This window comes from Streptomyces sp. NPDC048734 (genome assembly GCF_043198675.1).
In the GTDB taxonomy this organism is placed as follows: Bacteria; Actinomycetota; Actinomycetes; order Streptomycetales; family Streptomycetaceae; genus Streptomyces.
Genome location: NZ_JBICUZ010000006.1, coordinates 303,677 through 329,060 on the forward strand (window position 1 = coordinate 303,677; position 25,384 = coordinate 329,060).

General features: G+C 72.8%; 19 protein-coding genes. 10 read left to right on the plus strand and 9 right to left on the minus strand.

The window, feature by feature from the left end:
- Positions 1 to 328 precede the first annotated feature (328 nt).
- The 6 genes from ACGFQC_RS18620 to ACGFQC_RS18645 are packed head-to-tail and all read left to right on the plus strand — an operon-like array spanning position 329 to position 8,183.
- Positions 329 to 4,027: a nitrate reductase subunit alpha gene (locus ACGFQC_RS18620; RefSeq protein WP_363092944.1), complete on the plus strand. Its 3,699-nt coding sequence runs from the start codon at positions 329 to 331 to the stop codon at positions 4,025 to 4,027.
- Position 4,028: 1 nt separating this feature from the next.
- A complete protein-coding gene (gene narH, locus ACGFQC_RS18625; protein ID WP_363092943.1) occupies positions 4,029 to 5,561 on the plus strand; it encodes a nitrate reductase subunit beta in 1,533 nt (510 codons plus the stop codon).
- A complete protein-coding gene (gene narJ / locus ACGFQC_RS18630) occupies positions 5,558 to 6,349 on the plus strand; it encodes a nitrate reductase molybdenum cofactor assembly chaperone (protein WP_363092942.1) in 792 nt (263 codons plus the stop codon). Before narH ends, narJ begins: the two co-directional genes overlap by 4 nt.
- Positions 6,346 to 7,134 (plus strand): respiratory nitrate reductase subunit gamma, encoded by a 789-nt coding sequence (gene narI / locus ACGFQC_RS18635; RefSeq protein ID WP_363092941.1) that lies wholly within the window; start codon positions 6,346 to 6,348, stop codon positions 7,132 to 7,134. Before narJ ends, narI begins: the two co-directional genes overlap by 4 nt.
- Positions 7,131 to 7,775, plus strand: a complete 645-nt coding sequence (locus tag ACGFQC_RS18640) for a vitamin K epoxide reductase family protein (protein WP_363092940.1) — start codon at positions 7,131 to 7,133, stop codon at positions 7,773 to 7,775. The genes narI and ACGFQC_RS18640 overlap by 4 nt, the downstream gene beginning before the upstream one ends.
- Positions 7,776 to 7,832: 57 nt before the next feature.
- Complete coding sequence (locus ACGFQC_RS18645) at positions 7,833 to 8,183, plus strand: cupin domain-containing protein (protein ID WP_363092939.1); 351 nt, start codon at positions 7,833 to 7,835, stop codon at positions 8,181 to 8,183.
- Positions 8,184 to 8,329: 146 nt separating this feature from the next.
- Here the strand turns inward: ACGFQC_RS18645 and ACGFQC_RS18650 are convergent, their stop codons facing one another.
- The 4 genes from ACGFQC_RS18650 to ACGFQC_RS18665 all read right to left on the minus strand — a co-directional run bounded on the left by ACGFQC_RS18650 (position 8,330) and on the right by ACGFQC_RS18665 (position 11,870).
- Positions 8,330 to 9,322, minus strand: a complete 993-nt coding sequence (locus ACGFQC_RS18650; protein ID WP_363092938.1) for an Acg family FMN-binding oxidoreductase — start codon at positions 9,320 to 9,322, stop codon at positions 8,330 to 8,332.
- A gap of 358 nt (positions 9,323 to 9,680) precedes the next feature.
- Complete coding sequence (locus ACGFQC_RS18655) at positions 9,681 to 10,373, minus strand: response regulator transcription factor (RefSeq protein WP_363092946.1); 693 nt, start codon at positions 10,371 to 10,373, stop codon at positions 9,681 to 9,683.
- Between the two features lie 269 nt (positions 10,374 to 10,642).
- Positions 10,643 to 11,266: a DoxX family membrane protein gene (locus ACGFQC_RS18660; RefSeq protein WP_363092937.1), complete on the minus strand. Its 624-nt coding sequence runs from the start codon at positions 11,264 to 11,266 to the stop codon at positions 10,643 to 10,645.
- A 163-nt stretch (positions 11,267 to 11,429) separates the two neighbouring features.
- Positions 11,430 to 11,870, minus strand: coding sequence for a pyridoxamine 5'-phosphate oxidase family protein (locus ACGFQC_RS18665; RefSeq protein ID WP_363092936.1), 441 nt, complete (start codon positions 11,868 to 11,870; stop codon positions 11,430 to 11,432).
- Between the two features lie 210 nt (positions 11,871 to 12,080).
- On the opposite strand from ACGFQC_RS18665, the gene ppk2 reads away from it, so the two are divergent.
- The 4 genes from ppk2 (at position 12,081) to ACGFQC_RS18685 (ending at position 17,973) form a co-directional block, all read left to right on the plus strand.
- Complete coding sequence (ppk2, locus tag ACGFQC_RS18670; RefSeq protein ID WP_363092935.1) at positions 12,081 to 12,884, plus strand: polyphosphate kinase 2; 804 nt, start codon at positions 12,081 to 12,083, stop codon at positions 12,882 to 12,884.
- Between the two features lie 130 nt (positions 12,885 to 13,014).
- A complete protein-coding gene (locus ACGFQC_RS18675) occupies positions 13,015 to 14,727 on the plus strand; it encodes a sulfate permease (RefSeq protein WP_363092934.1) in 1,713 nt (570 codons plus the stop codon).
- 248 nt (positions 14,728 to 14,975) lie between these two features.
- Positions 14,976 to 16,190: a globin domain-containing protein gene (locus ACGFQC_RS18680; protein WP_363092933.1), complete on the plus strand. Its 1,215-nt coding sequence runs from the start codon at positions 14,976 to 14,978 to the stop codon at positions 16,188 to 16,190.
- Positions 16,191 to 16,401: 211 nt separating this feature from the next.
- On the plus strand, positions 16,402 to 17,973 hold the full coding sequence (locus ACGFQC_RS18685) for an oleate hydratase (protein ID WP_363092932.1): 1,572 nt from the start codon (positions 16,402 to 16,404) through the stop codon (positions 17,971 to 17,973).
- 86 nt (positions 17,974 to 18,059) lie between these two features.
- Here ACGFQC_RS18685 and ACGFQC_RS18690 read toward each other — a convergent pair whose 3' ends face one another.
- The 5 genes from ACGFQC_RS18690 to ACGFQC_RS18710 form a co-directional block, all read right to left on the minus strand.
- Complete coding sequence (locus ACGFQC_RS18690; protein WP_363092931.1) at positions 18,060 to 18,674, minus strand: hypothetical protein; 615 nt, start codon at positions 18,672 to 18,674, stop codon at positions 18,060 to 18,062.
- A 3-nt stretch (positions 18,675 to 18,677) separates the two neighbouring features.
- Entirely contained in the window at positions 18,678 to 20,384 is a 1,707-nt protein-coding gene (gene ctaD, locus ACGFQC_RS18695) for a cytochrome c oxidase subunit I (protein ID WP_363092930.1), read from the minus strand.
- Positions 20,385 to 20,622: 238 nt separating this feature from the next.
- A complete protein-coding gene (gene pflA, locus ACGFQC_RS18700) occupies positions 20,623 to 21,369 on the minus strand; it encodes a pyruvate formate-lyase-activating protein (protein WP_363092929.1) in 747 nt (248 codons plus the stop codon).
- The gene (gene pflB / locus ACGFQC_RS18705) at positions 21,366 to 23,624 is read right to left on the minus strand and encodes a formate C-acetyltransferase (RefSeq protein ID WP_363092928.1); all 2,259 of its coding nucleotides are present in this window, start codon (positions 23,622 to 23,624) and stop codon (positions 21,366 to 21,368) included. The genes pflA and pflB overlap by 4 nt, the downstream gene beginning before the upstream one ends.
- Positions 23,625 to 24,341: 717 nt before the next feature.
- Positions 24,342 to 25,271: a universal stress protein gene (locus ACGFQC_RS18710; RefSeq protein WP_363092927.1), complete on the minus strand. Its 930-nt coding sequence runs from the start codon at positions 25,269 to 25,271 to the stop codon at positions 24,342 to 24,344.
- Between the last annotated feature and the right edge of the window lie 113 nt (positions 25,272 to 25,384).

Genomic DNA, 25,384 nt, shown 5'->3' on the forward strand with positions numbered 1-25,384 from the left:
TCGGTCGGGGCACTGCTGCGTCCGGCCGCGAGGGGCGGCCGGACGCACGACCGAACCGGGCCGCGCTCCGTACGCGCTGTGCCCGCGGTGGCCGGGGACGGGGGGATTCGGCCACCCGGCAGGCACGTGATGCGGTCGTCCGGACGGGCCTGCGCGGTTCGGTCAGTGCCCAGCATGCACCTCCGGACCCACCTGCTCCCCGGCCGACCGGGCCCCGCCGCCAGGGCCGTTCGGCCCTGTTGCGGCCGGCCGGATGGGGCCGGAAAGCCGCCCGGCAGGGACCGCCGGCCCCGGGTGCGCCGGCGTGCGCGCCCATAGCGTTCCGGCCATGGAGAACGATCAGAGCGCGCGGCGTCAGGCGCCGCGCACCGGTGAGGGCTGGCCGCTGGCCGCCCGCAGACTGCTCACCCGTCGCGAGGTGTCCGCCGACGGGCGCGCCGTGTTCGGCGAGGGGGACCCGGCCTGGGAGGGCTTCTACCGCGACCGCTGGTCGCACGACAAGGTGGTGCGCTCCACGCACGGGGTCAACTGCACCGGTTCCTGCTCGTGGATGGTGTACGTCAAGGACGGGATCATCACCTGGGAGCACCAGGCCACCGACTATCCCTCGATCGGTGCGGACTGCCCCGAGTACGAGCCGCGCGGCTGTCCGCGCGGCGCGTCCTTCTCCTGGTACACGTACTCGCCCAGCCGGGTGCGCTACCCCTACGTCCGCGGCGCCCTGCTCAAGCTGTGGCGCGAGGCCAGGCGGCGCCTCGGCGACCCCGTGGCGGCCTGGGCCGAGATCACCTCCGACCCGGCGAAGGCCCGCGCCTACAAGCGGGCCCGCGGCAAGGGCGGCCTGGTGCGCGCGGACTGGGACGAGGTGAGCGAGCTGGTCGCCGCCGCGCAGGTGCACACCGTCAAGGAGTACGGCCCCGACCGGGTCGCGGGTTTCTCCCCCATCCCGGCGATGTCGATGGCGTCGTTCGCGGCGGGCGCCCGGTACCACTCGCTGATCGGCGGCACCCTGCTGTCCTTCTACGACTGGTACGCCGACCTGCCGATCGCCTCGCCGCAGGTCTTCGGCGACCAGACCGACGTACCGGAGGCGGCGGACTGGTGGAACGCCGGCTACCTGATCATGTGGGGCTCCAACATCCCCGTCACCCGCACGCCCGACGCGCACTTCCTGACCGAGACCCGCTACAACGGCACCAAGGTCGTCGCGGTCAGCCCCGACTACGCCGACAACGTCAAGCACGCCGACGAGTGGCTCGCCCCGCACCCGGGCACGGACGGGGCGCTGGCGATGGCGATGGGCCACGTGATCCTGCGCGAGTTCCTGGTCGACCGCGAAGTGCCCTACTTCCGGGACTACCTGGGCAAGTTCACCGACGCCCCGTTCCTGGTGACCCTGCGCGAGCACGACCGCGGCCTCGTCCCGGACGGGTTCCTGACCGCGGCCGACCTCGGGCACGACACGGAGAACGCCGAGTCCAAGACCGTCCTGCTCGACTCGGCCACCGGTGAACCGGTCGTGCCCAACGGCTCGCTCGGCTTCCGCTGGGGCGAGGCCGGGAAGGGCAGCTGGAACCTCGACCTGGGCGACACCGTGCCCGAGCTGAGCCTGCTCGGCAGTGCGCAGGACACCGTGGCCGTGGCGCTGCCCCGCTTCGACGAGGGCGACACCGAGGGCGGCTCGGTCATGGTCCGCGGGGTGCCCGTGCGGCGGATCGGCGGGCGCCTGGTCACCACGGTCTTCGACCTGATGCTGGCGCAGTACGGCGTCGCGCGCCCCGGTCTGCCGGGCACCTGGCCCACCTCGTACGACGACGCGGCCGAGCCGTACACGCCCGCCTGGCAGGAGACGGTCACCTCCGTCCCCGCCGAGCAGGCGGCGCGCATCGCCCGCGAGTTCGCCCGCAACGCCGAGCGCACCAACGGCCGTTCCATGATCGCCCTCGGCGCCGGCACCAACCACTGGTTCCACTCCGACACCATCTACCGGGCTTTCCTGGCGCTGACGACGATGACCGGCTGCCAGGGCGTCAACGGCGGCGGCTGGGCGCACTACGTCGGCCAGGAGAAGGTCCGCCCGGTCACCGGCCTCCAGCACCTCGCGTTCGCCTTCGACTGGCAGCGCCCCACCCGGCACATGGCGGGCACGTCGTACTGGTACCTGAACTCCGACCAGTGGCGCTACGAGGCCTTCGGGCCGGACGAGCTGGCCTCGCCGCTGGGCGAGGGCCGCTTCAAGGGCAAGGGGTTCGCGGACACCCTCGCGCAGGCCGTGCGGCTGGGCTGGACGCCCGGTCACCCCGGCTTCAACCGCAACCCGCTCGACCTGACCGACGAGGCGGCCGCCGCGGGCCGCCCGGTCGCCGAGCACATCGTCGACGAACTGAAGTCCGGGCGGCTGCGGTTCGCCGCCGAGGACCCCGACGACCCGGCCAACTTCCCGCGGGTGCTGACCGTGTGGCGGGCCAACCTGCTCGGCTCCTCCGGCAAGGGCAACGAGTACTTCCTGCGCCACCTGCTGGGCACCGACGCGGCGGTGCGCTCCGAGGAGACCCCGCCCGAGAGCCGTCCCGAGGAGGTGGTGTGGCGGGAGGAGGCCCCCGAGGGCAAACTCGACCTGCTGGTCACCATGGACTTCCGGATGACGTCCACCGGCCTGCTCTCCGACGTCGTCCTGCCGGCCGCCACCTGGTACGAGAAGGACGACCTGTCCAGCACGGACATGCACCCCTTCGTGCACGCCTTCACCCCCGCCATCTCCCCGCCCTGGCAGGCCCGCACCGACTACGACACGTTCCTGACCATCGCCGACAGGTTCAGCGACCTGGCCGCCGAGCACCTCGGCAGCCGCACCGACGTCCTCGCCGTGCCGCTGCTGCACGACACCCCGGACGAACTCGCCCAGCCGGGCGGGGTCGTACGGGACTGGAAGGCCGGCGAGTGCGAGCCGGTTCCCGGGCGGACCATGCCCAAGCTGGTCGTCGTCGAACGGGACTACGCCGCCACCGCGCAGAAGATGCGCGCCGTCGGCCCCCTCCTCGACACCCTGGGCACCACCACCAAGGGCGTCACCGTGCACCCGGACCAGGAGATCGACGAGCTGCGGCGGCGCTGCGGGACCGTCCGCGACGGTGTCGCCGCCGGGCGGCCCTCGCTGGCCACCGCGTCCGACATGTGCGAGGCGATCCTCGCGCTGTCCGGCACCACCAACGGGCGGCTGGCCACCGAGGGATTCCGCGAACTGGAGCGGCAGACCGGCAGCGAGGGTCTGGTCGAGCTGGCCTCGGAGCGGGAGGCGGAGCGGATCACCTTCGCCGACACCCGCACCCAGCCGCGTGCCGTGATGACCTCCTACGAGTGGTCGGGCAGCGAGACCGGCGGGCGCCGCTACTCGCCGTTCGTCATCAACACCGAGCACTTCAAGCCCTGGCACACGCTCACCGGCCGCCAGCACTTCTTCGTCCAGCACGACTGGATGACCGAACTCGGCGAGCAACTGCCCGTCTACCGGCCGCCGTTGAACACCCCGCGGCACTACGGCGACGAGCACCTGCACGAGGACGGCCGGGCGGAGGTCACGGTCCGCTACCTGACCCCGCACTCGAAGTGGTCCATCCACTCGAACTACCAGGACAACAAGTACATGCTCGACCTGTCCCGCGGCGGCCCGGTCATCTGGATGTCGCTGGAGGACGCCGAGAAGATCGGCGTCAGGGACAACGAGTGGATCGAGGCGTACAACCGCAACGGCGTCGTCGCCGCCCGCGCCGTGGTCACCCACCGCATGCCCGCCGGCACCGTGTACATGTACCACGCCCAGGACCGCAACGTGAACGTCCCGAAGACCGAGGTCAGCGGCAGGCGGGGCGGCATCCACAACTCCCTGACCCGGCTCCTGCTCAAGCCCACCCATCTCGCGGGCGGCTACGCCCAGTTCACCTACGCCTTCAACTACTACGGCCCGACCGGCAACCAGCGCGACGAGGTCACCGTCATCCGCCGCCGCAGCCAGCAAGTGGAGTACTGACATGCGAGTGATGGCCCAGATCGCGATGGTGATGAACCTCGACAAGTGCATCGGCTGCCACACCTGCTCGGTCACCTGCAAGCAGACGTGGACCAACCGCACCGGAGTCGAGTACGCCTGGTTCAACAACGTCGAGACCAAGCCCGGCGTCGGCTACCCGCGCCGCTACGAGGACCAGGAGCACTGGAAGGGCGGCTGGATGCTCGACAAGCGCGGACGCCTCGTCCTGCGCTCCGGCGGGCGGCTCAAGCGGCTGATGTCGCTGTTCTCCAACCCCGACCTGCCGTCCATCGAGGACTACTACGAGCCGGTCACCTACGACTACGACAACCTGATCAGCGCCCCGGCCGGGCCCGACATGCCGGTCGCCCGCCCCCGCTCGGTCCTCACCGGCAAGCCCACCGCCATCACCTGGGGCGCCAACTGGGAGGACGGCCTCGGCGGCGCGGCCGAGAACGCCGGCGGCGACCCCAACCTCACCGGGGAGTGGGCCGAGAAGGTCAAGTTCGAGTTCGAGCAGACCTTCCTCTTCCACCTGCCCCGGCTGTGCGAGCACTGCCTCAACCCGGCCTGCGTGTCGGCCTGTCCGTCCGGCGCGATGTACAAGCGGGTCGAGGACGGCATCGTCCTGGTCGACCAGGACAAGTGCCGCGGCTGGCGGATGTGCGTGACGGCGTGCCCCTACAAGAAGGTGTACGTCAACCACGCCACCGGCAAGGCCGAGAAGTGCACCTTCTGCTTCCCGCGCATCGAGGCCGGCCAGCCCACCGTCTGCTCCGAGACGTGCGTCGGACGGCTGCGCTACCTCGGGCTGCTCCTGTACGACGCCGACCGGGTGGGCGAGGCCGCCGCGACCCCGGACGAGAAGGACCTGCTGGACGCCCAGCGCGGCGTCTTCCTCGACCCGCACGATCCCGAAGTGGCCGCCGCGGCACGGGAGTCCGGCATCCCGGAGGACTGGCTGGACGCCGCCCGCCGCTCCCCCGTGTACGACCTGGTCGCGCGGTACGAGGTGGCCCTCCCGCTGCACCCGGAGTACCGCACGCTGCCCATGGTCTGGTACGTCCCGCCGCTCTCCCCCGTCCTGGACGCCGTGGACGCGGCGGGCGGGAACCAGGACGACCCGGACCACGTCTTCGCCGCCGTCACCCGGCTGCGCATCCCCCTGGAGTACCTGGCGGAGCTGTTCGCCGCCGGCGACACCGACGTCGTCGCCGGGGTGCTGATGAAGCTCACCGCGCTGCGCTCGTACATGCGCGAGCGCTCCCTCGGCGAGGAGGGCGACGAGGCCGTGCTGAAGGCCGTCGGCCTCACCGTCCGGGAGGCCGAGGACATGCACCGGCTGCTCGCCGTCGCCAAGTACTCCGACCGCTACGTCGTGCCCGCCGCGCACAAGGAGGACGCGGCCGCGCTGAGCGCGATGGAGAACCGCTGCCCGGTCGAGTCGTCCGGCGAACCGGCCGACGCCGGTGGCCGACGGGTGATGCTCGGCATCCCCACCCTGCGCCGCAAGCCCACGGGAGACCCCGCATGAGTCCGCTGCCCTCGACGATCCCCGCCCTGGTCCGCACCCGTGTCCGGGCGGCCGTGCGCCGCCCGGCCCGGCTCACCCCCGAAGAGGCCGAGGCGCGCACCCTGGTGCTGCGCATGTGCTCCCTGCTGCTGCAGTACCCCGACGCCGAACTCACCGCGGCCCGGCCGGTGCTGACCGCCACCGCCGGGGCGCTGCCGGCCACGCCCGCCGCCGGGCACCTGGCCGACTTCACCTCCTGGTTCGCCGGCCAGGAGCCGGAGGACCTGGAGCGGCACTACGTCGAGATGTTCGACCTGCGCCGCAAGAGCAGCCTCTACCTCACGTACTACCTGCACGGTGACACCCGCCGCCGGGGCATGGCCCTGCTCACCCTGAACCAGCGGTACAAGGCCGCGGGCTGGGACACCGACGGCGGTGAACTGCCCGACCACCTGCCGGTCGTGCTGGAGTTCGCCGCCCTCGCCGGCCCCGGTGGCGGCGAGGCGCCGCTGCGCCAGCACCGCCGCGGCCTGGAGCTGATCCACCGGGCCCTGACCGACGCCGACTCGCCCTACCGGCACGTCCTGGCGGCGCTGCTCACCCTGCTGCCGCCGCCCACCGACGCGGACCGCGCGGCGGTGGCCCGGCTCGTCGCCGAGGGCCCGCCGAACGAGGACGTCGGACTCGACCCCTACGGCACCTACGGAGACGGGGAGTTCGCCCCTCCGGGCACCTTCGTGCCGCCGGTGCCCGCTCCGCCGACCCGTGTGCCGCCCACCCCGACCAGCCGTACGGAAGGCCCCCGATGAACGCCGCGCTGTCCCCCTCGGCCGCCGCCCCGGCAAGCGGTGCCGATCTCCTGCTGTGGGTCGCCGTGCCCTACGTCTGCCTCGCCGTGTTCGTGGCCGGGCACGTCTGGCGCTACCGCCAGGACCAGTTCGGCTGGACCTCCCGCACCAGCCAGCTCCTCGAACACCGCTGGCTGCGCTGGGGCAGTCCGCTGTTCCACCTCGGCGCCTTCATGGTCATCGCCGGGCACGTGGTGGGGCTCGCCGTTCCCGACGCGTGGACCGAGGCCGTCGGCATCACCGAGCACGCCTACCACACCACGGCCGTCTGGGCCGGTTCGGTGGCGGGCATCGCCATGGTGACCGGGCTGGGCATGCTGTGCGCCCGCCGGCTCCTCACCCGGCAGATCCGCCTGGGCACCGACCGCAGCGACAAGGTCCTCTTCCCGCTGCTGTCCGCGACCGTCCTGCTGGGCATCACGGCCACGGCCGCGCACAACGTCTTCGGCGCCGGCTACGACTACCGCTCGACCGTCTCCGTCTGGTTCCGCGGCCTGTTCGTCCTCCAGCCGGAGCCGGAGGCGATCGCCGGGGCCCCGCTGCTGTTCCAGCTGCACGCCCTGAGCGCCTTCCTGCTCTTCGCGGCCTGGCCGTTCACCCGGCTCGTCCACGTGTGGAGCGCGCCGATCGGGTACCTCGCCCGCCCGTACCTGGTCTACCGGCGGCGAACCGCGCCGGCACCGGCTCCGGGCGCGGGGGCGGGCCGCCGCGGCCGGCCGGCCGCGGGTTCCGGGCGAGCCGCATGAGTCACTCGAGCGCGCTCGCCCCCGACACCCCGGAGGACGCGGCCGTCCGGCGCCGGTCCGCGGTGGGGGCGAGCCGCCGCACGGGATGGGTGATGGTCCTCACCGGGACCGTCGGCTGGCTGGCCTCCTTCCAGCTCACCGTGGACGACTGGCGGCTGCTCCGCGACCCGTCCTACCGGCCGCCCTGCAACATCAGTCCCGTGGTGAGCTGCGGCAGCGTCATGTCCAGCCCGCAGGGCAGCCTGTTCGGCTTCCCGAACATGCTGCTGGGGCTGGGCGCGTTCGCCGCGGTGACCGCCCTGGGGGTCGCCGTGCTCTCGGGAGCACGCCTGCACCGCCGGCTGTGGCTCGCGCTCACCGCCGGCGCGCTGGCGGGAGTGGTGTTCGTCCACTGGCTGATCGGCCAGTCGCTGTACACGCTCGACAAGCTCTGCCCCTACTGCGCCGTCGTGTGGGTCGTGACGATCGCCCTGTTCTGGTACACCGCACTGCACTGCCTGGAACGCGGGATCGTCCGCGTCCCCCCGGGGGCGTGGGCGGTCCTGCGGGACACGCACTGGATGCTCCTGGGCGCCTGGTACGCGGTGATCGCGCTGCTCGTCCTCACCCGGTTCTGGCCGTACTGGAGCAGCCTGGTGTGACGAGCCCGGCCGACGCCCTCGCCCCTCCCCCGTCCCTGACCTGAGAAGGTGCCCCACATGACCGTCACCGTGATCGCCGACCTGGCCGCCGAACTGCCCGTACCGGAGGACGGCACCCTCAGCCGCGTCCTGTACCGCGACGACCGCCTCCGGGTGGTGGGCTTCGCCTTCGCCGCCGGCCAGGAACTGACCGAGCACACCTCCGCCCTGCCCGTGGTCGTCCAGGTCGTCCGGGGCAGGCTCGACCTCACCCTGGGCGAGGAGAGGACGCAGGCGGGTCCGGGAAGCTGGATCCACCTGCCCGCCCGCCTGCCGCACACGGTGCGCGCCACCGAGCCCAGCGTCATGCTGCTGACCATGCTGCCCGCCCCGGAGCCGTCCGGACCCGGGGCGCCTTCCACGGTCTGACCCGCGCCCGTCGGCGCGACCACCGCAACCGCGGCAACCGGCCGAGGTCGGCTCGTGCGACCGCCGCGACCGGCCGGCGCCGCTCGCGCGGGTGTCCCGATCAGCCGGTCACGCTGTCCGCCGGTCCCGCTGTCCGCCGGTCCCGCTCACGCGAACTCCAGCACGTCCCGGACCGGGCGGCGGGGGGTGCCCGGCCCCCGCGGGCCGTAGCCGAGACGCAGCACCATCTGTACGCTGCCGGTGCCCGACCCCGGGTCGCGCGTCAGCAGGCGCAGGGTGCGGTCCTCCAGGGCGTGGGAGGTCAGGGAGGTGGCCAGGTCCGCCAGCGTGGCCTCCAGCAGGACCCGTTCCATGGCCTGGCCGCCTCGCAGCCAGTCGGCGAGACCGTCGCCCGGGGTGCTCAGCAGGGCGAGCAGCGGGGTGCGCTCGAAGTCGGTGGTGCCGAGGTCGGCCACCTGCCGGCGGCCCGAGAAGTCCCGTACCGGAGCCCTGCCGTCCCGCCTGCGCGGCCCGAACGCGTACTCGGGGACACCGTCGACGGCGGTGTCCGCCTCGGCTCCGAGCCGCGTCCAGCGGATCAGGTCCTCGTTGACGTGCGGGTCGATGACGTCACGGCTCTCGGCGTCGCGCACCAGGTCGAGCACGGTCTCGGAGTGCCACGGGCCGGGGAAGTCCAGCGCGGCCCCCTCCCGCGCGGCGGCGTCCTGCAACGCGGCCCGCACCTCCTCGGGGATCTCCTTCTCGGCGAAGGGATGGCGGCTGGTGTGCCGCTGCCGGATCGCCGGGTGCAGCCGCGCCGGCTCCTCGCCGCCCGCGGCCCCGGACGCGTCGGCCAGATGGACGGCGGCGAGCAGCAGCGGGTCGTCCGGCTCGGGCAGCAGCGTCGTCCGCGGCACGAGGTCCGCGTGGGCCGCGGCGACCCGCAGGTTGAACAGGGCGGCCCCGCACCCGATGTACAGCGCCCGGTTGTCGGGATCGGAGCGGGGCATGGCCCGCTCGAGGTCGGCCCGCAGCAACAGGACGCGCTCGCCGCTCAGCCAGCGGAACCGCCAGGGCTGCGCGTTGTGCATGGACGGCGCTGTGGCGGCCTCGGCCACCAGCGCGCTCACCGTGTCCGCGTCGAGCGGTCGCTCGGCCATGGCATCCTCCTCGCACGGCGCCGGGGTGACACCGGTCCCCGGTGCCGGGTACCCCGGCCGGCGGGACCGTGTGCGTTGCGGCGCACCGTCGGTGTTCCTGCGTTCCTGCCCTCCACACACCACGCGGAGGGCGGAACCCGCAACGTCCCCATGGTCCCCGAGCCGGGGCCGGTCGGCCCTCCCGTCCTCACACGACCGCCGCCGGGGGCGGGGTGCCGGGTCCCGGACGGCGCACACGCCGAAGCCCCCGGCGCGCTCGTGGCGCGGGCCCGGACGGGGGCGCGGCACGGGGCGCGGGGGCGGGGGACGTGGCGGGGCGAGCCGGGAGGCCTGAGGCCCCACGGCTCGCCCGGCGGCTTCAGCGGCCTTCGTGCCTGAGCCGGTCCTGGGCCTGGGTGGCGATCACCGCGGCCTGGATCCGGCGCTCCACCCCGAGCTTGGCCAGCAGCCGGGAGATGTGGTTCTTCACCGTCTTCTCCGCCAGGTACAGCCGCTGGCCGATCTGGCGGTTGGTCAGCCCCTCACCGATGAGGGCCAGGATCTCCCGCTCCCGCTCCGTCAGTCCCGGCAGGGCGTCGGGCTCGGGCTCCGGCTCCTGGCCCTGGCGCAGGCGGGCCATCAGCTTGGCGGTGGCGCTGGGGTCGAGCAGGGACTGGCCGGCGGCCACCGTCCGCACGGCCGACACCAGGTCGGAGCCCTGGATCTGCTTCAGCACGTAACCGGAGGCGCCCGCCATGATCGAGTCCAGCAGTGCCTCCTCGTCGTCGAACGAGGTGAGCATCAGGCAGGTCAGTTCCGGCATCTGGGAGCGCAGCTCCCGGCACACGGACACCCCGTCGCCGTCCGGGAGGCGCACGTCGAGCACGGCGACCTGGGGGCGCAGTGCGGGCACGCGCACCAGGGCCTGCTCGGCGGTGGCGGCCTCGCCGACCACGGTGATGTCCGGCTCGTCGTCGAGCAGGTCGTGCACCCCGCGCCGAACCACCTCGTGATCGTCCAGCAGGAAGACCCGGATCGGGTTGCCGGGTCCGGGCTGCTCGCCGTCCGCCATCAGATACTCCTTGTTCCGCATCGTCCGAATTCCGACCGGGCCTCGCCCGAACGGGTACTGCCGGCCATTGTCCCAGTAGATCCTGCTCGATACCGGGCCGAAGGGCCAGGGCCGACCGACCCTACTCGCCCCGGTGCCCCGTTCTCCGTCCGGCCACCCGATCGTCCCACTCCGGGCCGCGCCCGACCCGGCCGGGGGGGGGCACGAACGACCGGAAGCACCGCCGCCGGTGGGCGGAGGTGCTTCCGGTCCGTGCGATCACGCGGTCCTCACAGGAGCCAGCGGTTGCGGCTGACGAAGGGGAGCCGCGCCCAGATCCGGCCCAGGCCCCAGGTGGCTCCGGCGCCCGCCGCCGCGAGGGCGATCAGGACGAGGGCGTAGACGAGGTGGTAGTCGGCGAACGGGTTGGTCGACATGCTCGCCGTTCCGTCGGAGAGGTGCTTGGCCGGTGGCCACTCCGCGACCCACATGAGCGCCATCATCACGGTCCCGGCGACCGCGGCGAGCCGCAGGCCGATCCCCGCGATCAGGGCGAGGCCGATGCCGAGCAGACCGAGCATGAACAGCCAGTCCGCCCAGGCCGCGCCGGCCCAGTCGTGGAACGTGGACTCCATCGGCCCCACGGCGACCGAACCGAGGAATCCCTTCGTGGGCGAGCCGCCGTCGATCCATCCCCTGCCGGAACCGGTGGCGTAGCCGAGGCCGAAGGTCTTGTCGAGGAAGGCCCACAGGAAGACGAAGCCGGTCAGCAGGCGAAGCCCGGCGAACACGTACGCCCGCGTCGCGGTGGCCGCGGCGGTCGCCTCGTCGGCGGAGGCGGGAGCCGTCGAGGTCCGCCCCAGGGAGGGGAAGCGGAATCCCAGGTGCCGGTGCGGGTGGTCGTGGAGTGCCATGATGCTCATCCCTTTCGAGGGGTGGGAGGCGCCGGTTGCGGTGGACTCTCGTTGCACCTTCAATGTCCCGCGTCGTCAGCTCCCCCGAGAGGGGCTGCAGGACCCCGGACCACGGGCCGAACGTCCCGTGTGTGCGGGGCTGTTCGGGATCGGGGGTCGGCGTTCAGGCGGTGCGGGGCAGCCCGTACAGGGAGCGGCCCGCGGCCAGCTCCCGCCCGGTGACCAGTTCGGGTCCGATGCGGACGAAGACCTCCCGCGGCGCGGGCACCCAGGAGCCGGGGCCGGTGCGGGCCAGGCGGTCGATCTCGGCCGGGTCGGTCACCACCGACGCCCGCCCGGTGACGACGACGCTCCAGCCGGAGTGCCGGGTGACGTCGACCTCGTCGGTCTCGAAGGCCACCACCGCGCCGTCGACGGCGCGGGCCAGTTCCGAGGCCGCGGAGGTGCGCAGCAGGACGGCGCCGTCGTGGTCCAGGGTGAAGTTGACCGGCAGCACCGCGGGCAGGGCCCGTCGGGTGTAGACGACGCGGCCGACGGGCGCCCGGGCCATCAGCCGCAGGCAGTCGTGCCGCTCGAGTTCGCGGAAGCCGTCGTTGGAGTACATGGAACAGCCCGTCCTTCGCCTGGTCCAGCGGTGTCACGTCCTTCCACTGTGAGCCGGAGGGGTTCCCGGGAACGAGGGCCATGGGTCCCGGCCCGGCCGGAGAACGCCCCGTCGTCGCACGGCCGGTCGGTACGGTGTCCCGCTCCCGGCCCGGGGAGCGGGGGATTACGTTGGGGGCATCGACGCAGGACATCGGGTGAGGGAGACGGCATGACCGACAAGAGGGCGGCGAAGGTGCCCCGCGCGGCGTACGAGCGGGAGCTGCTGCGCCTGCAGACGGAGCTGGTGAAGCTCCAGGAGTGGGTGCGCGCCGAGGGCGCCCGGCTGGTCGTGGTGTTCGAGGGCCGGGACGCGGCGGGCAAGGGCGGCACCATCAAGCGGGTCGCCGAGCACCTCAACCCCCGCGCGGCGCGGATCGCGGCGCTGCCCAAGCCGACCGAGCGCGAGCGGACCCAGTGGTACTTCCAGCGGTACGTGGAGCATCTGCCGGCCGCCGGGGAGATCGTCCTGTTCGACCGTTCCTGGTACAACCGGGCCGGCGTCGAGCACGTGATGGGCTTCTGCACCAAGGAGGAGCACCAGCTGTTCCTGCGGCAGTGCCCGATCTTCGAGCGGATGCTGGTCGAGGACGGCATCCTGCTGCGCAAGTACTGGTTCTCGGTGAGCGACACCGAGCAACAGGATCGTTTCCGGCGGCGGTTGGAGGATCCTCTGCGCCGCTGGAAGCTGTCCCCCATGGACCTGGAGTCGATCACCCGCTGGGAGGCGTACTCCCGGGCCAAGGACGAGATGATGGTGCACACCGACATCGTCGAGGCACCGTGGTTCGTGGTGGAGAGCGACGACAAGCGCCGGGCGCGGCTGAACATGATCGCCCATCTCCTGGACTCCGTGCCGTACCACGACGTGCCGCCGCCGGTGCTCGAGCTGCCGTCCAGGCCGTCGTCGACCGGCTACGAGCGCTCGCCGCGCGATCTGCGGACGTACGTCCCCGATCACGCGGCGAACCTCTGAGCAGAGACCGCAGGTCCCCGGTCGGGGGCCGAAGGGCCCCCGGGCCACGGGCGTCACCGCGTCGCACCCGCCGTATGCGGGCCGCCCGGGGGCGCCGGCGTCCGTGAGATCCTTCGGCCCGAGGAGGATCATGTCCGAGAGTTCCGTCCGCCACGACCGCGGGTGGCGCCGTCTGCTGCCCGGACTCGGCGCGCTGTGCGGCTACCGGCGCGCGTGGCTGAAGGGCGACGTGCTGGCCGGGATGACCGTGGCCGCGTATCTCGTGCCCCAGGTGATGGCCTACGCCGGTGTGGCCGGCCTGCCGCCGGTCGCCGGACTGTGGGCGATCCTGCCCGCGCTCGCCCTGTACGCCGTGTTCGGCTCCTCCCGCCTGCTGTCGGTCGGCCCGGAATCGACGACCGCGCTGATGACGGCGACCGTGGTGGGGCCGCTCGCCGCGGGCGATCCGGCGCGGTACGCGGCGCTGGCAGCCGCCCTGGCCGTCGCGGTCGGCCTGTTGTGCGTGCTGGCGTGGGCGGCGCGGCTCGGCTTCGTCGCGGACCTGCTGTCCCGGCCGGTGCTGATCGGCTATCTGGGCGGCGTGGCGCTGATCATGATCGTGGACCAGCTGACCGAGCTGACCGGTGTCCGCACGACGGGTTCCGCCTTCTTTCCCCAGCTGTGGTCCTTCGTCACGCACGTGGGGGACGCGCACACGGCCACGGTGGTGGGTGCCGCCGTGGCGCTCGTGGTCCTCTTCACCGTGGCCCGTCTCCTGCGTGCCGTCCCCGGCCCCCTGCTCGTCGTGGTGGCCGCAACGGCGGCGGTCTCCCTCTTCGGCCTGGACGACCGGTTCGGCCTCGAGGTGATCGGCGACGTCCCCTCGGGCCTGCCCGTCGCGGCCCTGCCGGGTCTGACGGACCTGCCCCGGCTGGTGCTTCCCGCCGTCGGGATCCTCCTGGTCGGCTACACCGACTTCATCCTCACCGCGCGGGCCTACGACCGGCGCGACGACGGGGGCACCGGGCTCGACGCCAACCAGGAGTTCCTCGCCCTGGGGGCCGCCAACCTGGGCGCCGGCGCGCTGCAGGGCTTTCCGGTCAGCAGCAGCGCCAGCCGCACCGCGCTCGCCTCCTCGGCCGGCGCGCGCAGTCAGGCGTACTCGCTGGTCGCCGGGGCGGGCGTCCTCTGCGTGCTGCTGTTCCTGAGCCCGCTGCTGTCGCGGACCCCCACGGTGGTCCTCGGAGCGCTCGTCGTCTACGCGGCCGTGCGCATGATCGACCTGGCGGGGTTCCGGCGCCTGGCGTCCTTCCGGCGCCGCGAACTCCTGCTGGCGCTCGGCTGCCTGACCGGGGTCCTCGCCCTGGACATCCTGTACGGCGTGCTGGTCGCCGTCGGCCTGTCCGTGGCCGAGCTGCTCTCCCGGGTGGCCCGCCCGCACGACGCCGTCCAGGGTCTGGTTCCCGGTGTCGCGGGCATGCACGACGTCGACGACTACCCGCAGGCCCGCACGATCCCCGGTCTGCTGGTCTACCGCTACGACTCCCCCCTCTTCTTCGCCAACGCCGAGGACTTCCGCCACCGCGCCCTGGCTGCCGTCGACGAGCAGCCGGAGCCGGTCCGCTGGTTCGTCCTGAACGCCGAGGCGAACGTGGAGGTCGACATCACCGCGCTGGACGCGCTGGACGCCCTGCGCCGCGAACTCACCCACCGCGGCATCGTCTTCGCCCTGGCCCGCGTCAAGCAGGACCTGATGGACGACCTGACGGCGTACGGTCTCACCGAGACGGTGGGCCGCGACCGCTTCTTCCCCACCCTGCCGACGGCCGTGGCCGCGTACCGGACGTGGCGCCACGACCGGTAGGCCGTGGCGGCGTGCACCCCGGTGGGGCGCGCCGGACAGGGCCGGGCGGGAGACCGTCCCGGTGCCGACCGGCCCCGTGCCGGAGCGGACCGCGGGGGCTGACGGTCCCGAACCGGTGGGCCGTTCGGCCCTGCTTCGCCCCGGGCCGGGAAACAACGCCGGAACACGGCCGGGTGCCTGCTACACAGAAGGTGCCGCCCCACGCGACGCGGCGCACTTCCCCCTCGTCCCCCTGCCCGGGAGGCTCCATGCTGTCCGCAGAATCCGCCGCCGTCGTCCGTGCGACCCTGCCCGCCGTGGCCGGCGCGCTCGACGAGATCACCACCCGCTTCTACGGCGCGATGTTCCGCGACCGGCCGGAACTGCTCGACGGGATGTTCAACCGCGGCAACCAGGCCAGCGGAGCACAGCGCCGCGCCCTCGCCGGTTCGATCGCCGGGTTCGCCACCGCGCTCCTCGACGACCCGGACACCCGCCCGGACACCCTGCTGGACCGCATCGCCCACAAGCACGCCGCCGTCGGTGTCACCGACGACCAGTACACCATCGTGCACAAGTACCTCTTCGGCGCGATAGCCGAGGTTCTCGGCGACGCCGTCACCGCGGAGGTGGCGGCCGCCTGGGACGAGGTGTACTGGCTGATGGCCGGCGCCCTGATCGGCCGGGAGGCCCGCCTGTACCAGGACGCGGGCGTGGAGCCCGGCAAGGTGTGGCGGCAGTGGACGGTCGTCGAACGCCGGACCGAGACCGCGGACGTGGTGTCCTTCCTGCTCCGTCCCGCCGACGGCCGGCCGGCGCCGCGCGCGCGGGCGGGCCAGTACGTGAGCGTCCGGGTCCGGATGGCCGACGGCGTGCACCAGCTGCGCCAGTACAGCCTGTCCGGCGACCCGGGCGGCGACCTGCGGCGGATCACCGTCAAGCGGGTCGCCGGGACGGCCAAAACGCCGGACGGCGAGGTCTCCGGCCTGCTCCACGAGCAGGTCCGCGAAGGCGACGAGCTGGCGCTCTCCGCGCCCTTCGGCGATGTCTTCCTCGACGACCCGGCCGACGCCGGCACCCCGGTCACGCTGGTCTCCGCGGGCATCGGCGGCACCCCCATGACCGGCATCCTGGCCCACCTCGAAGCCCTGGGTTCGACCCGCCCGGTGCTCGTCCTGCACGCCGACCGCTCCCCCGCCGACCACGCCCTGCGCGCCGACACCCGCACCCTCGTCGAGCGGCTGCCGAACGCGCGCGCCGTGTTCTGGTACGAGCGTCCCGGTGCGGAGGAACCCGACGCCCGCGAAGGCCTGATGAACCTCGACGGCGTCGAAGTGCCCGTCGACTCGACGGTGTTCCTGTGCGGTCCGCTGCCGTTCATGCGCGAGGCGCGCGCACAGCTGCTGCGCGCCGGGGTTCCGGCACGGAGCATCCGCTACGAGGTCTTCGGTCCCGACCTGTGGCTGCCCGGCACGGCGGCCTGACGGCGGGACGCGCCGGGGCCCGAGGCCGCGGCGGGTGCGGGCCCGGTCGGTGACGGTTCACCGGCCGGGCCTCTCGCGTGGCCGCCCGACGGCGGTGTCCGGGCCGTTCGGACCGCACCGGTGCCGACGCCCCCCCTGCCGGCGGCGGCCGGCGTGGGAGAGGCTGTGGCCGTGGGTCCCCGACCAGGTGACCGGAACGAGGAGTCGTGTGATGGCCAAGGCGTATCTGGTGGGCAGCGGGATGGCGGCACTCGCCGCGGCCACGTTCCTGATCCGTGAGGGCGGGTTCGACGGTTCGGACATCCACCTCTTCGAGGAGAAGCGGGACATCGGCGGCAGCCTGGACGCGGGCGGCACGCCCGAGACCGGGTACACCATGCGCGGCGGGCGGATGTTCGAGGCCGAGTACCGCTGCACGTACGACCTGCTGTCCGGCATTCCCTCCCTCGACGACCCCTCGGTCTCGGTCACCCAGGAGATCCTCTCCGGGCACGAGGAGTCCGCCTGGGACGACGTCGCGCGGCTCGTCGACGGGGACGGGAGGATCGTCGACACCCGGTCGATGGGGTTCTCCGAACGCGACCGCCTGGACCTGGTGCGCTGTCTGGCCGCGCCCGAGGGGCACTTCGACGGCAAGCGGATCAGCGACTGCTTCGGCGAGCACTTCTTCACCACGAACTTCTGGTTCATGTGGTGCACCACGTTCGCCTTCCAGCCCTGGCACAGTGCGATCGAGTTCCGCCGCTACCTCAGGCGCTTCGTCCACCTCCTCCCCGGGTTCGCCTCCATGTCGGGCATCCAGCGCACCCGCTACAACCAGTACGACTCCCTCGTGCGTCCGCTGAGCGCGTGGCTGCGCGAACGGGGCGTCACCGTGCACACCGGCTGCCACGTCACCGACCTCACACTCGCGCCGGGGCACCGCAGCACCACGGTCGAGACCGTCCACCTCTCCCGGCACGGACGGGACGAGGAGATCGCCGTGGCCCCCGAGGACCTGGTCCTGGTGACCAACGGGTCCATGACCGACGCCTCCAGTCTCGGCTCCCACACCGCCGCGCCGCCCGCGCACCCCCACCGTTCGGACTCCTGGCTGCTCTGGCACCGGCTGTCCCGCGGTCGTGCCGACTTCGGGAACCCGGCCGCCTTCGACAAGCGCGTCAAGGAGTCCCGCTGGGAGTCGTTCACGGTCACCGCCGAGGACCCCGCCTTCCTGGACGCGCTCGCGGAGTTCAGCGGCCGCGAGACCGGCCGGGGCGGCCTGATGACCTTCACCGGCTCCAACTGGCTGCTCACCCTCGTCGCCCAGCGTCAGCCCGTCTACCGCGACCAGCCCGACGGCGTCTCGGTGTGGTGGGGCTACGGCCTGTTCCCGGGCCGTGCGGGCAACCACACGCCGAAGCCGATGACGATGTGTTCCGGCCGGGAGATCCTCGAAGAGGTGCTGCACCACCTGCCGTTCGACGAGACGGTGCGGAACCGGGTCCTGAAGACCTCCACCGTCGTGCCGTGCCTCATGCCGTACATCACCAGTCAGTTCCTGGCCCGTCACCGTCACGACCGCCCGAAGGTCGTCCCGGACGGCTCGGTCAACCTCGCCTTCATCGGCCAGTTCGCGGAGGTGCCCGACGACGTCGTCTTCACCGTCGAGTACTCCGTGCGCACCGCGTGGACGGCCGTGGCCCAGCTCCTCGGCCTGCCCTCGGGGCCGCCCGAGGTCTACAAGGGGCACCACGATCCGCACGTGCTGGCCGCCGCGCTGGAGACCATGCACCGCCGGTGAGGCCGGGGGCGCGGCCTGTGCCCCCGGCCACAGCACAGGCCCGGACGGTGTCACCGCGATCGCGGTGACACCGTCCGGGCCGTTCGTCACCGGTGCCGGTCCCGGTGCCAGTCCCGGTGCCGGTGTCGGTCCCGGTGCCGGTCCCGGTGCCGGTGCTCCGAACGCTCTCGCGCACCGCGGCGGGCCGGCCCCGCCCAGCCGATCGCGACGGCCAGGAACAGGCCCGTCAGCCCGGCGGGGGCGGCGAGCAGGGCCCAGGTCCGGCCGGAGCCGATGCCGCCGGCCGTCATGAGGACCGCCGAGCCCGACGCGGCGGCCAGGCCGACGCACAGGAGGGTGACGAAGAGGGGGGCGCAGTGGTGACGGGCGGGCCGGGGCGGGGCCTGGCCCAGTGTCGCCCAGTCACGCAGGGTCTCCCGCACCTCACGCCGTCGCTGCACGGCCACGCGGATCCACAGACCGGCCGTGACGGCCGCGCCCGATCCGGCCACGGCCACCGGCGGCCACCACGTCCGGGCGACCAGCAGCAGCACGGCCACGCCCGCGACCGTGGTCCATCCGCTCAGACAGGCCGCCGCGGCGTGGCGGCGGGAGTCGGGCCGGTCGGCGCCCGCCCGCACCTCCGCGAGGGCGGGCAGGTACCAGACGCAGCCGGCGGCGGTCACCAGGGTCGCGCCCAGGGCCAGGACAGGCTGTGCCACGGCTCACCCCGCCGTTTCGGTCTCGGCGATCTCCGGGTGGTGCAGGTCGAACGCCGGCGACTCGGAGCGGATCCGCGGGAGCGAGGTGAAGTTGTGGCGCGGCGGCGGGCAGGAGGTCGCCCACTCCAGGGAGCGGCCGTAGCCCCACGGGTCGTCGACCTGGACCGGCTTGCCGTACCTGGCGGTCTTCCACACGTTGTAGAAGAACGGCAGGATCGACAGGCCCAGCAGGAACGAGCCGATCGTGGACAGGGTGTTGAGGGCGGTGAAGCCGTCGGCGGCGAGGTAGTCGGCGTAGCGGCGCGGCATGCCCTCGGTGCCGAGCCAGTGCTGGACCAGGAAGGTGAGGTGGAAGCCGACCGTGAGGGTCCAGAAGGTGACCTTGCCGAGGCGCTCGTCGAGCATCTTGCCGGTGAACTTCGGCCACCAGAAGTGGAATCCGGCGAACATGGCGTACACGACCGTGCCGAACACCGTGTAGTGGAAGTGCGCCACCACGAAGTACGAGTCGGACAGGTGGAAGTCCATGGGCGGCGAGGCGAGGATGACACCGGTCAGTCCGCCGAAGACGAACGTGATCAGGAAGCCCGTCGTCCACAGCATCGGCGTCTCGAAGGAGAGACTGCCCTTCCACATCGTGCCGATCCAGTTGAAGAACTTCACCCCGGTGGGCACCGCGATCAGGAACGTCATGAAGGAGAAGAAGGGCAGCAGCACACCGCCGGTGACGTACATGTGGTGCGCCCAGACCGTCACCGACAGGCCGGCGATGGCGATGGTGGCGCCGATCAGGCCCATGTACCCGAACATCGGCTTGCGCGCGAACACCGGTATCACCTCGGAGACGATCCCGAAGAACGGCAGCGCCAGGATGTACACCTCGGGGTGGCCGAAGAACCAGAACAGGTGCTGCCACAGCAGCGCGCCGCCGTTGGCCGCGTCGAAGATGTGGCTGCCGAACTTGCGGTCGCACTCCAGGGCGAAGAGAGCCGCCGCCAGCACCGGGAACACCAGCAGGATCAGCACGGCGGTCAGCAGCACGTTCCAGGTGAAGATCGGCATGCGGAACATGGTCATGCCCGGTGCGCGCATGCAGATGATGGTGGTGATGAAGTTGACCGCGCCCAGGATCGAGCCGAAGCCGGAGAGCGCCACACCCATGATCCACATGTCGGACCCGACGCCGGGCGAGTGGACGGCGTCGGACAGCGGGGCGTACAGGAACCACCCGAAGTCGGCCGCGCCCTCGGGGGTGAGGAAGCCGAACGCCGCGATCGACGACCCGAACAGGAACAGCCAGTAGGCCAGCATGTTCAGCCGGGGGAAGGCCACGTCCGGGGCGCCGATCTGCAACGGCATGATCCAGTTGGCGAAGCCGGTGAACAACGGCATGGCGAACATCAGCAGCATGATCGAGCCGTGCATCGTGAACGCCTGGTTGAACTGCTCGTTCGACATGATCTGCAGCCCGGGGCGGGCGAGTTCGGCGCGCATGAAGAGCGCCATCACGCCGCCGACGACGAAGAACACGAACGCGGTGACCAGGTACAGCGTCCCGATCTTCTTGTGGTCGGTGGTCGTCAGCCACTCCGTCCAGGACGGCCGGGGCGGCCGGGCCGCCGCCCGGACGGCCGGGCCGGCCTCCCGGGGCGCGGGACGCCTCGGTGCGTCTCCCGCGTGTGTCACCTGGTCCAACTGCGCCTCGTCCATCGGACGGCGTCCTCCCCATCTGTTCCTGTGGCTCAGGGGCCGGGAAGCACGCACGTGCAGCAGCCACGGCAGGGCGGGGCCCTGTGCACGGTGGATGACGCGGCACTCCCGGCCGCTGCCACATGATCGCCGCAGGGGACCCCCGTCCCACTAGGGTCGAACGGCCCCGGCACGGTCCCCCGTACGGGCCCGACAGTCCCTCCCTTCACCGGGCCGCCCGGCCCGGCGAAGGCGCCGGTCAGTGGGCCGTCAGCCCGTGCGCGCGGAACTGGCCGCGGACCCGGTCCACCAGGGCCGCGTCGGGGACGGGTGTGTCCCGCAGCGGGAAGGGGATGCCCAGGGCGTCGTACTTGGCCGCCCCGAGCTTGTGGAAGGGCAGGACGTCGACCCGCTCGACGCTGTCGAGGCCGGACAGGAAGCGGGCCAGCCCGTCGACGGCCTCGGGGTCGTCGGTCCAGCCGGGGACCAGCACGTACCGGACCCACATCCGCTTGCCCAGCCGGTCGAGGCGGGTGGCGAAGTTGAGGGTGGGGACCACCTCGCCGCCGGTCAGCTTCCGGTAGGTGGGGACGTCGAAGGACTTGACGTCCAGCAGCACCAGATCGACGTCGGCGAGCAGTTCGTCCGTCGCTCGGGCGCCCAGGAACCCGGAGGTGTCCAGCGCCGTGTGCAGTCCGGCCTCCTTGCAGCGGCGCAGCACGGCGCCGGTCAGCGCGGGCTGGAGCAGGGGCTCCCCGCCGGTGATGGTGACTCCGCCGCCGGCCGCGGTGATGAACGGCCGGTACTTGTCGATCTCCGCCATCACCTCGTCGACGGTCGCCTCCCGCCCGTCCCGCATGTGCCAGGTGTCGGGGTTGGCGCAGTACAGGCAGCGCAGGGGGCAGCCGCTGACGAAGAGGACGAACCGGGTCCCGGGACCGTCCACGCCGGTGGACAGGTCCCAGGAGTGGATCCGGCCCTTGGTGCGGCCGACGGCGGTGCTCACAGCGATCCGTGGAAGGTGCGGCTGATCACGTCGAGCTGCTGCTCGCGGGTCAGGCGGACGAAGTTGACGGCGTATCCCGAGACCCGGATCGTCAGCTCCGGGTACTTCTCGGGGTGGGCCATCGCGTCCTCGAGGGTGGCACGGTTCAGGACGTTGACGTTCATGTGGAACCCTCCGGCGGACATGTAGCCGTCGAGGATGCCGACCAGGTGCCCGGCGCGCTCCTCGGGGACGTGCCCCAGTCCCTCCGGGGTGATCGTCGTCGTCAGCGAGATGCCGTCCCGCGCCGCTTCGTACGGCAGCTTGGCCACCGAGAGGGCCGAGGCGGCGACGCCGTGCCGGTCCCGGCCGTTCATCGGGTTCGCGCCCGGCGCGAAGGGCTGGCCGGCACGTCGGCCGTCGGGGGTGTTGCCGGTGTGCTTGCCGTAGACGACGTTGGAGGTGATGGTCAGGACCGACTGGGTGTGCTCGGCGTCCCGGTAGGTGGGGTGCTTGCGCACCTTCGCCATGAACGACTCCACCAGGTCGACGGCGAGGGCGTCGGCGCGGTCGTCGTTGTTGCCGTAGGCCGGGAACTCGCCCTCGGTGCGGAAGTCCACGGCGAGCCCGGTGGCGTCCCTGACGACCTGCACCCGGGCGTGCTTCACGGCGGAGAGGCTGTCGGCGGCGACCGAGAGGCCGGCGATGCCGCAGGCCATGAAGCGGTGGACCGGGTAGTCGTGCAGGGCCATCTCGATGCGCTCGTAGGCGTACTTGTCGTGCATGTAGTGGATGACGTTGAGCGCGTCGACGTAGGTCCGTGCCAGCCAGTCCAGGACCTTGTCGTAGGCCGCCGACAGTTCCTCGTAGTCGAGGTACTCGCCCGTCAGCGGGGGCATCTCGGGGGTGATCTGGTCGCCGGTCATCTCGTCCCGGCCGCCGTTGACGGCGTACAGCAGTGCCTTGGCGAGGTTGACGCGGGCGCCGAAGAACTGCATCTGCTTACCCACCGCCATCGCGGAGACGCAGCAGGCGATCGCCGTGTCGTCGCCGGTGCGCGGGCGCATCAGCTCGTCCGACTCGTACTGGACGGCGCTGGTGTCGATGGAGACCTGCGCGCAGAACTCCTTGAAGCCCTTCGGCAGCTGCGGCGACCACAGCACGGTCAGGTTCGGCTCGGGGGCGGGTCCGAGGTTGTACAGGGTCTGCAGGAAACGGAAGGAGGTGCGGGTGACCAGGGGGCGGCCGTCGTCGCCGATGCCGCCGATCGACTCCGTCACCCACGTCGGGTCGCCGGAGAACAGGGCGTCGTACTCGGGGGTGCGCAGGAAGCGGACGATCCGCAGCTTGATGACGAAGTCGTCGATCAGTTCCTGGGCCCGGGTCTCGTCGAGGACCCCTTCCGCCAGGTCGCGCTGGAGGTAGACGTCCAGGAAGGTGGAGGTGCGTCCGAGCGACATCGCCGCGCCGTTCTGCTCCTTCACCGCCGCCAGGTAGCCGAGGTACAGCCACTGCACGGCCTCGTGCGCGGTGGCCGCCGGCCGGGAGACGTCGCAGCCGTAGGTGGCCGCCATGCGGGTCAGCTCGGTCAGCGCCCGGACCTGCTCGGCCAGTTCCTCGCGGTCCCGGATGACGTGTTCGCTCGACGGCAGGGCGTCGAGCCCCGCGCGTTCGGCGCGCTTGGCCTCGATCAGCCGGTCGGTGCCGTACAGCGCGACGCGCCGGTAGTCGCCGATGATGCGGCCGCGGCCGTACGCGTCGGGGAGCCCGGTGATGATGCCGACCCTGCGGGCCGCCTTCATGGCGGGGGTGTAGGCGTCGAAGACACCGTCGTTGTGGGTCTTGCGGTAGGTCCCGAAGACCTTGTCCACGAACGGGTCGGCCTCGTAGCCGTACGCCTTCAGGCCGTTCTGCACCATGCGCAGGCCGCCGTTCGGCATGATCGCGCGCTTGAGCGGGGCGTCGGTCTGCAGGCCGACGATCAGCTCGCGGTCGCGGTCGATCCAGCCGGGGGCGTGCGAGGTGATCGTCGAGGGGGTCGCGGTGTCCACGTCGAGGATGCCGCGCTCACGCTCCTCGGGGAACAGCGCGCTGACCTTCTCCCAGACGGCCCGCGTACGGCCGGTGGGACCGGTCAGGAAGGCCGCGTCGCCCTCGTACGGGGTGTAGTTGGCCTGGATGAAGTCGCGCACGTCGATGCGTTCGCGCCAGGTGCCGCCGCGGAACTCCCGCCAGGCGTCGGCGGTCCGGGGGCCGGCTGTCATCGTCGTGGTCATCACGGGTCCTCTCGGTGAGCCGTTGTCTCCCTGACGATGTTGCCCGTCCCGGCCGGCGGTGGGCAGTGCCGGTCAGTGCACGCGCGGGTCCCGCCCGGCCCCGCTGTTCCGGGACCTTCGGCCCGCGCGCCGTGGAGCCGTGGGGCCATGGAGCCGCGAGGCTGCGAGGGCCGCGAGGGCGGGAAGGCGGGCGTCGCTCAGGCCCGGGGCGGGGGGGACCGCCGGGTCGGGTACCGGCGGGCCCCCGCAAGCAGGACCCGGGACCGGCCGCCGCAGCTCGCTCCGGTGCCGACCGGCCGCCGGGCCGCGAGGCCGTCGGCGGGCGTCGCTCAGGCCCGGGGCGGGAGGGGACCGCCGGGTCGGGTACCGGCGGGCCCCCGCAAGCAGGACCCGGGACCGGCCGCCGGGGCGAGAGGCGGCGGGGCGGCCCGGCCCCGGGCAGCCGTGCACCGCCGGCCGCGGGAGTCGCGGTCGGCGGCAGGAGGAGTCGCGGTCGGCGGCGACGGGACTCACGGTCGACGACAGGAGGACTCACGGTCGGCGGCGGAGGGTGGACGGTCCCGGGCCCGCCGAGCGCCGTACGGAGCCGGAGCGGCCGGGTCGGTCAGGGCTGTCCCGTTCGGCCGGGCCGCACGAGCACGGCGGGAGGAACCCACCGGGCGAGCCGTTGCCCGTGTGCGCTCTCCCGGCCGGCCTGGAGAGCGCACGCGGGTGGGTTCAGTCGTGCGGGACCACCGCGACGGGACAGGCGACGTGGTGCAGGGCGGCGTGCGCCACCGGCCCCGTGTGGGCACCGAGGCGGTGGGCGCTCGCCCGGCGGCCCACCACGAGGAGCCCGGCATGCTTCGCGGCGTGCACCAGCGTGACGGCGGCCCGTCCCTCACTCACCGTCTCGGTCACGCGGACGGTGGGGTACTTCTCCCGCCAGGGGCGCAGCACGGCGGCCACGGCGCCTTCCTCGGCCGCCAGCGCCTTCGGGCCGGGCGCCGGTTCGACGGCGGCGGGTGCGGCGGTCTCCGCCGGGTCGAAGGCGGGGCGGTTCGGCACGCGGAAGGCGTGCACCACGCGCAGGCCGGTGCCGCGGCGGTGGGCGGCGTCGAAGGCGAACTCGACGAGTTCGTCGCAGGGGTGGCCGATGTCCAGTCCGAGGACGACCGGGCGGAAGGGGGTCTCGGGGATCTCCTCCGGCGCGATGCCGTCCACGGCCGGCAGGTGGTCGCCCGCCTCGCCCCGGCCCGCCCGCACCAGCACCACGGGCTTCGGGGACCGGGCGACCACGCGCTGGGACACCGATCCCGTCACGAACCCGCCCACGGCGCCCAGACCCAGCGACCCGAGAACCAGCAGCTCGGTCTCGGCGGCGGTGGCGATCAGGGCGGCCACCGTGGCGTCGCACACGAGACGCTCGGTGATCCGCAGATCCGGATGCGCCGCCCGGACGGCTTCTGCCGCCTCCCGCAGGACCTGTTCGGCCCACTGGTGCTCGGTGCGGTCCAGCGGTACGTCCGGTGCCGGTCGCGGGTGGCGGTGCCAGGCGTGCACGATCCTGAGCCCGGTGCCCCGGCGTCCGGCTTCCCGGGCCGCCCAGTGCGCGGCCGCGAGACTCGCGGGCGAGCCGTCGACCCCTACGGCGATGTCGTGAAGCATGACGCATCCCTCCCGGTCCGTGGGACCTGTTGACACCCCCAGCCTGCCCCAGGTGGAGGCCGGCGGCCCCCGGGCCGAACAGCCCGGGCACCGGCCCTTTGGGCCCTCGGCGG

Bases quoted from the DNA above. Each gene is read 5' to 3' on its own strand.
- pflB (WP_363092928.1), bottom strand. From the start codon at position 23,624: ATGACCACGACGATGACAGCCGGCCCCCGGACCGCCGACGCCTGGCGG.
- narJ (WP_363092942.1), top strand. From the start codon at position 5,558: ATGAGTCCGCTGCCCTCGACGATCCCCGCCCTGGTCCGCACCCGTGTC.
- ACGFQC_RS18620 (WP_363092944.1), top strand. From the start codon at position 329: ATGGAGAACGATCAGAGCGCGCGGCGTCAGGCGCCGCGCACCGGTGAG.
- ACGFQC_RS18650 (WP_363092938.1), bottom strand. From the start codon at position 9,322: ATGGCCGAGCGACCGCTCGACGCGGACACGGTGAGCGCGCTGGTGGCC.
- ACGFQC_RS18685 (WP_363092932.1), top strand. From the start codon at position 16,402: ATGGCCAAGGCGTATCTGGTGGGCAGCGGGATGGCGGCACTCGCCGCG.
- ACGFQC_RS18640 (WP_363092940.1), top strand. From the start codon at position 7,131: ATGAGTCACTCGAGCGCGCTCGCCCCCGACACCCCGGAGGACGCGGCC.
- ACGFQC_RS18710 (WP_363092927.1), bottom strand. From the start codon at position 25,271: ATGCTTCACGACATCGCCGTAGGGGTCGACGGCTCGCCCGCGAGTCTC.
- narI (WP_363092941.1), top strand. From the start codon at position 6,346: ATGAACGCCGCGCTGTCCCCCTCGGCCGCCGCCCCGGCAAGCGGTGCC.
- ctaD (WP_363092930.1), bottom strand. From the start codon at position 20,384: ATGGACGAGGCGCAGTTGGACCAGGTGACACACGCGGGAGACGCACCG.
- ACGFQC_RS18680 (WP_363092933.1), top strand. From the start codon at position 14,976: ATGCTGTCCGCAGAATCCGCCGCCGTCGTCCGTGCGACCCTGCCCGCC.
- ACGFQC_RS18645 (WP_363092939.1), top strand. From the start codon at position 7,833: ATGACCGTCACCGTGATCGCCGACCTGGCCGCCGAACTGCCCGTACCG.
- narH (WP_363092943.1), top strand. From the start codon at position 4,029: ATGCGAGTGATGGCCCAGATCGCGATGGTGATGAACCTCGACAAGTGC.
- ppk2 (WP_363092935.1), top strand. From the start codon at position 12,081: ATGACCGACAAGAGGGCGGCGAAGGTGCCCCGCGCGGCGTACGAGCGG.
- ACGFQC_RS18665 (WP_363092936.1), bottom strand. From the start codon at position 11,870: ATGTACTCCAACGACGGCTTCCGCGAACTCGAGCGGCACGACTGCCTG.
- ACGFQC_RS18660 (WP_363092937.1), bottom strand. From the start codon at position 11,266: ATGGCACTCCACGACCACCCGCACCGGCACCTGGGATTCCGCTTCCCC.
- ACGFQC_RS18675 (WP_363092934.1), top strand. From the start codon at position 13,015: ATGTCCGAGAGTTCCGTCCGCCACGACCGCGGGTGGCGCCGTCTGCTG.
- ACGFQC_RS18655 (WP_363092946.1), bottom strand. From the start codon at position 10,373: ATGGCGGACGGCGAGCAGCCCGGACCCGGCAACCCGATCCGGGTCTTC.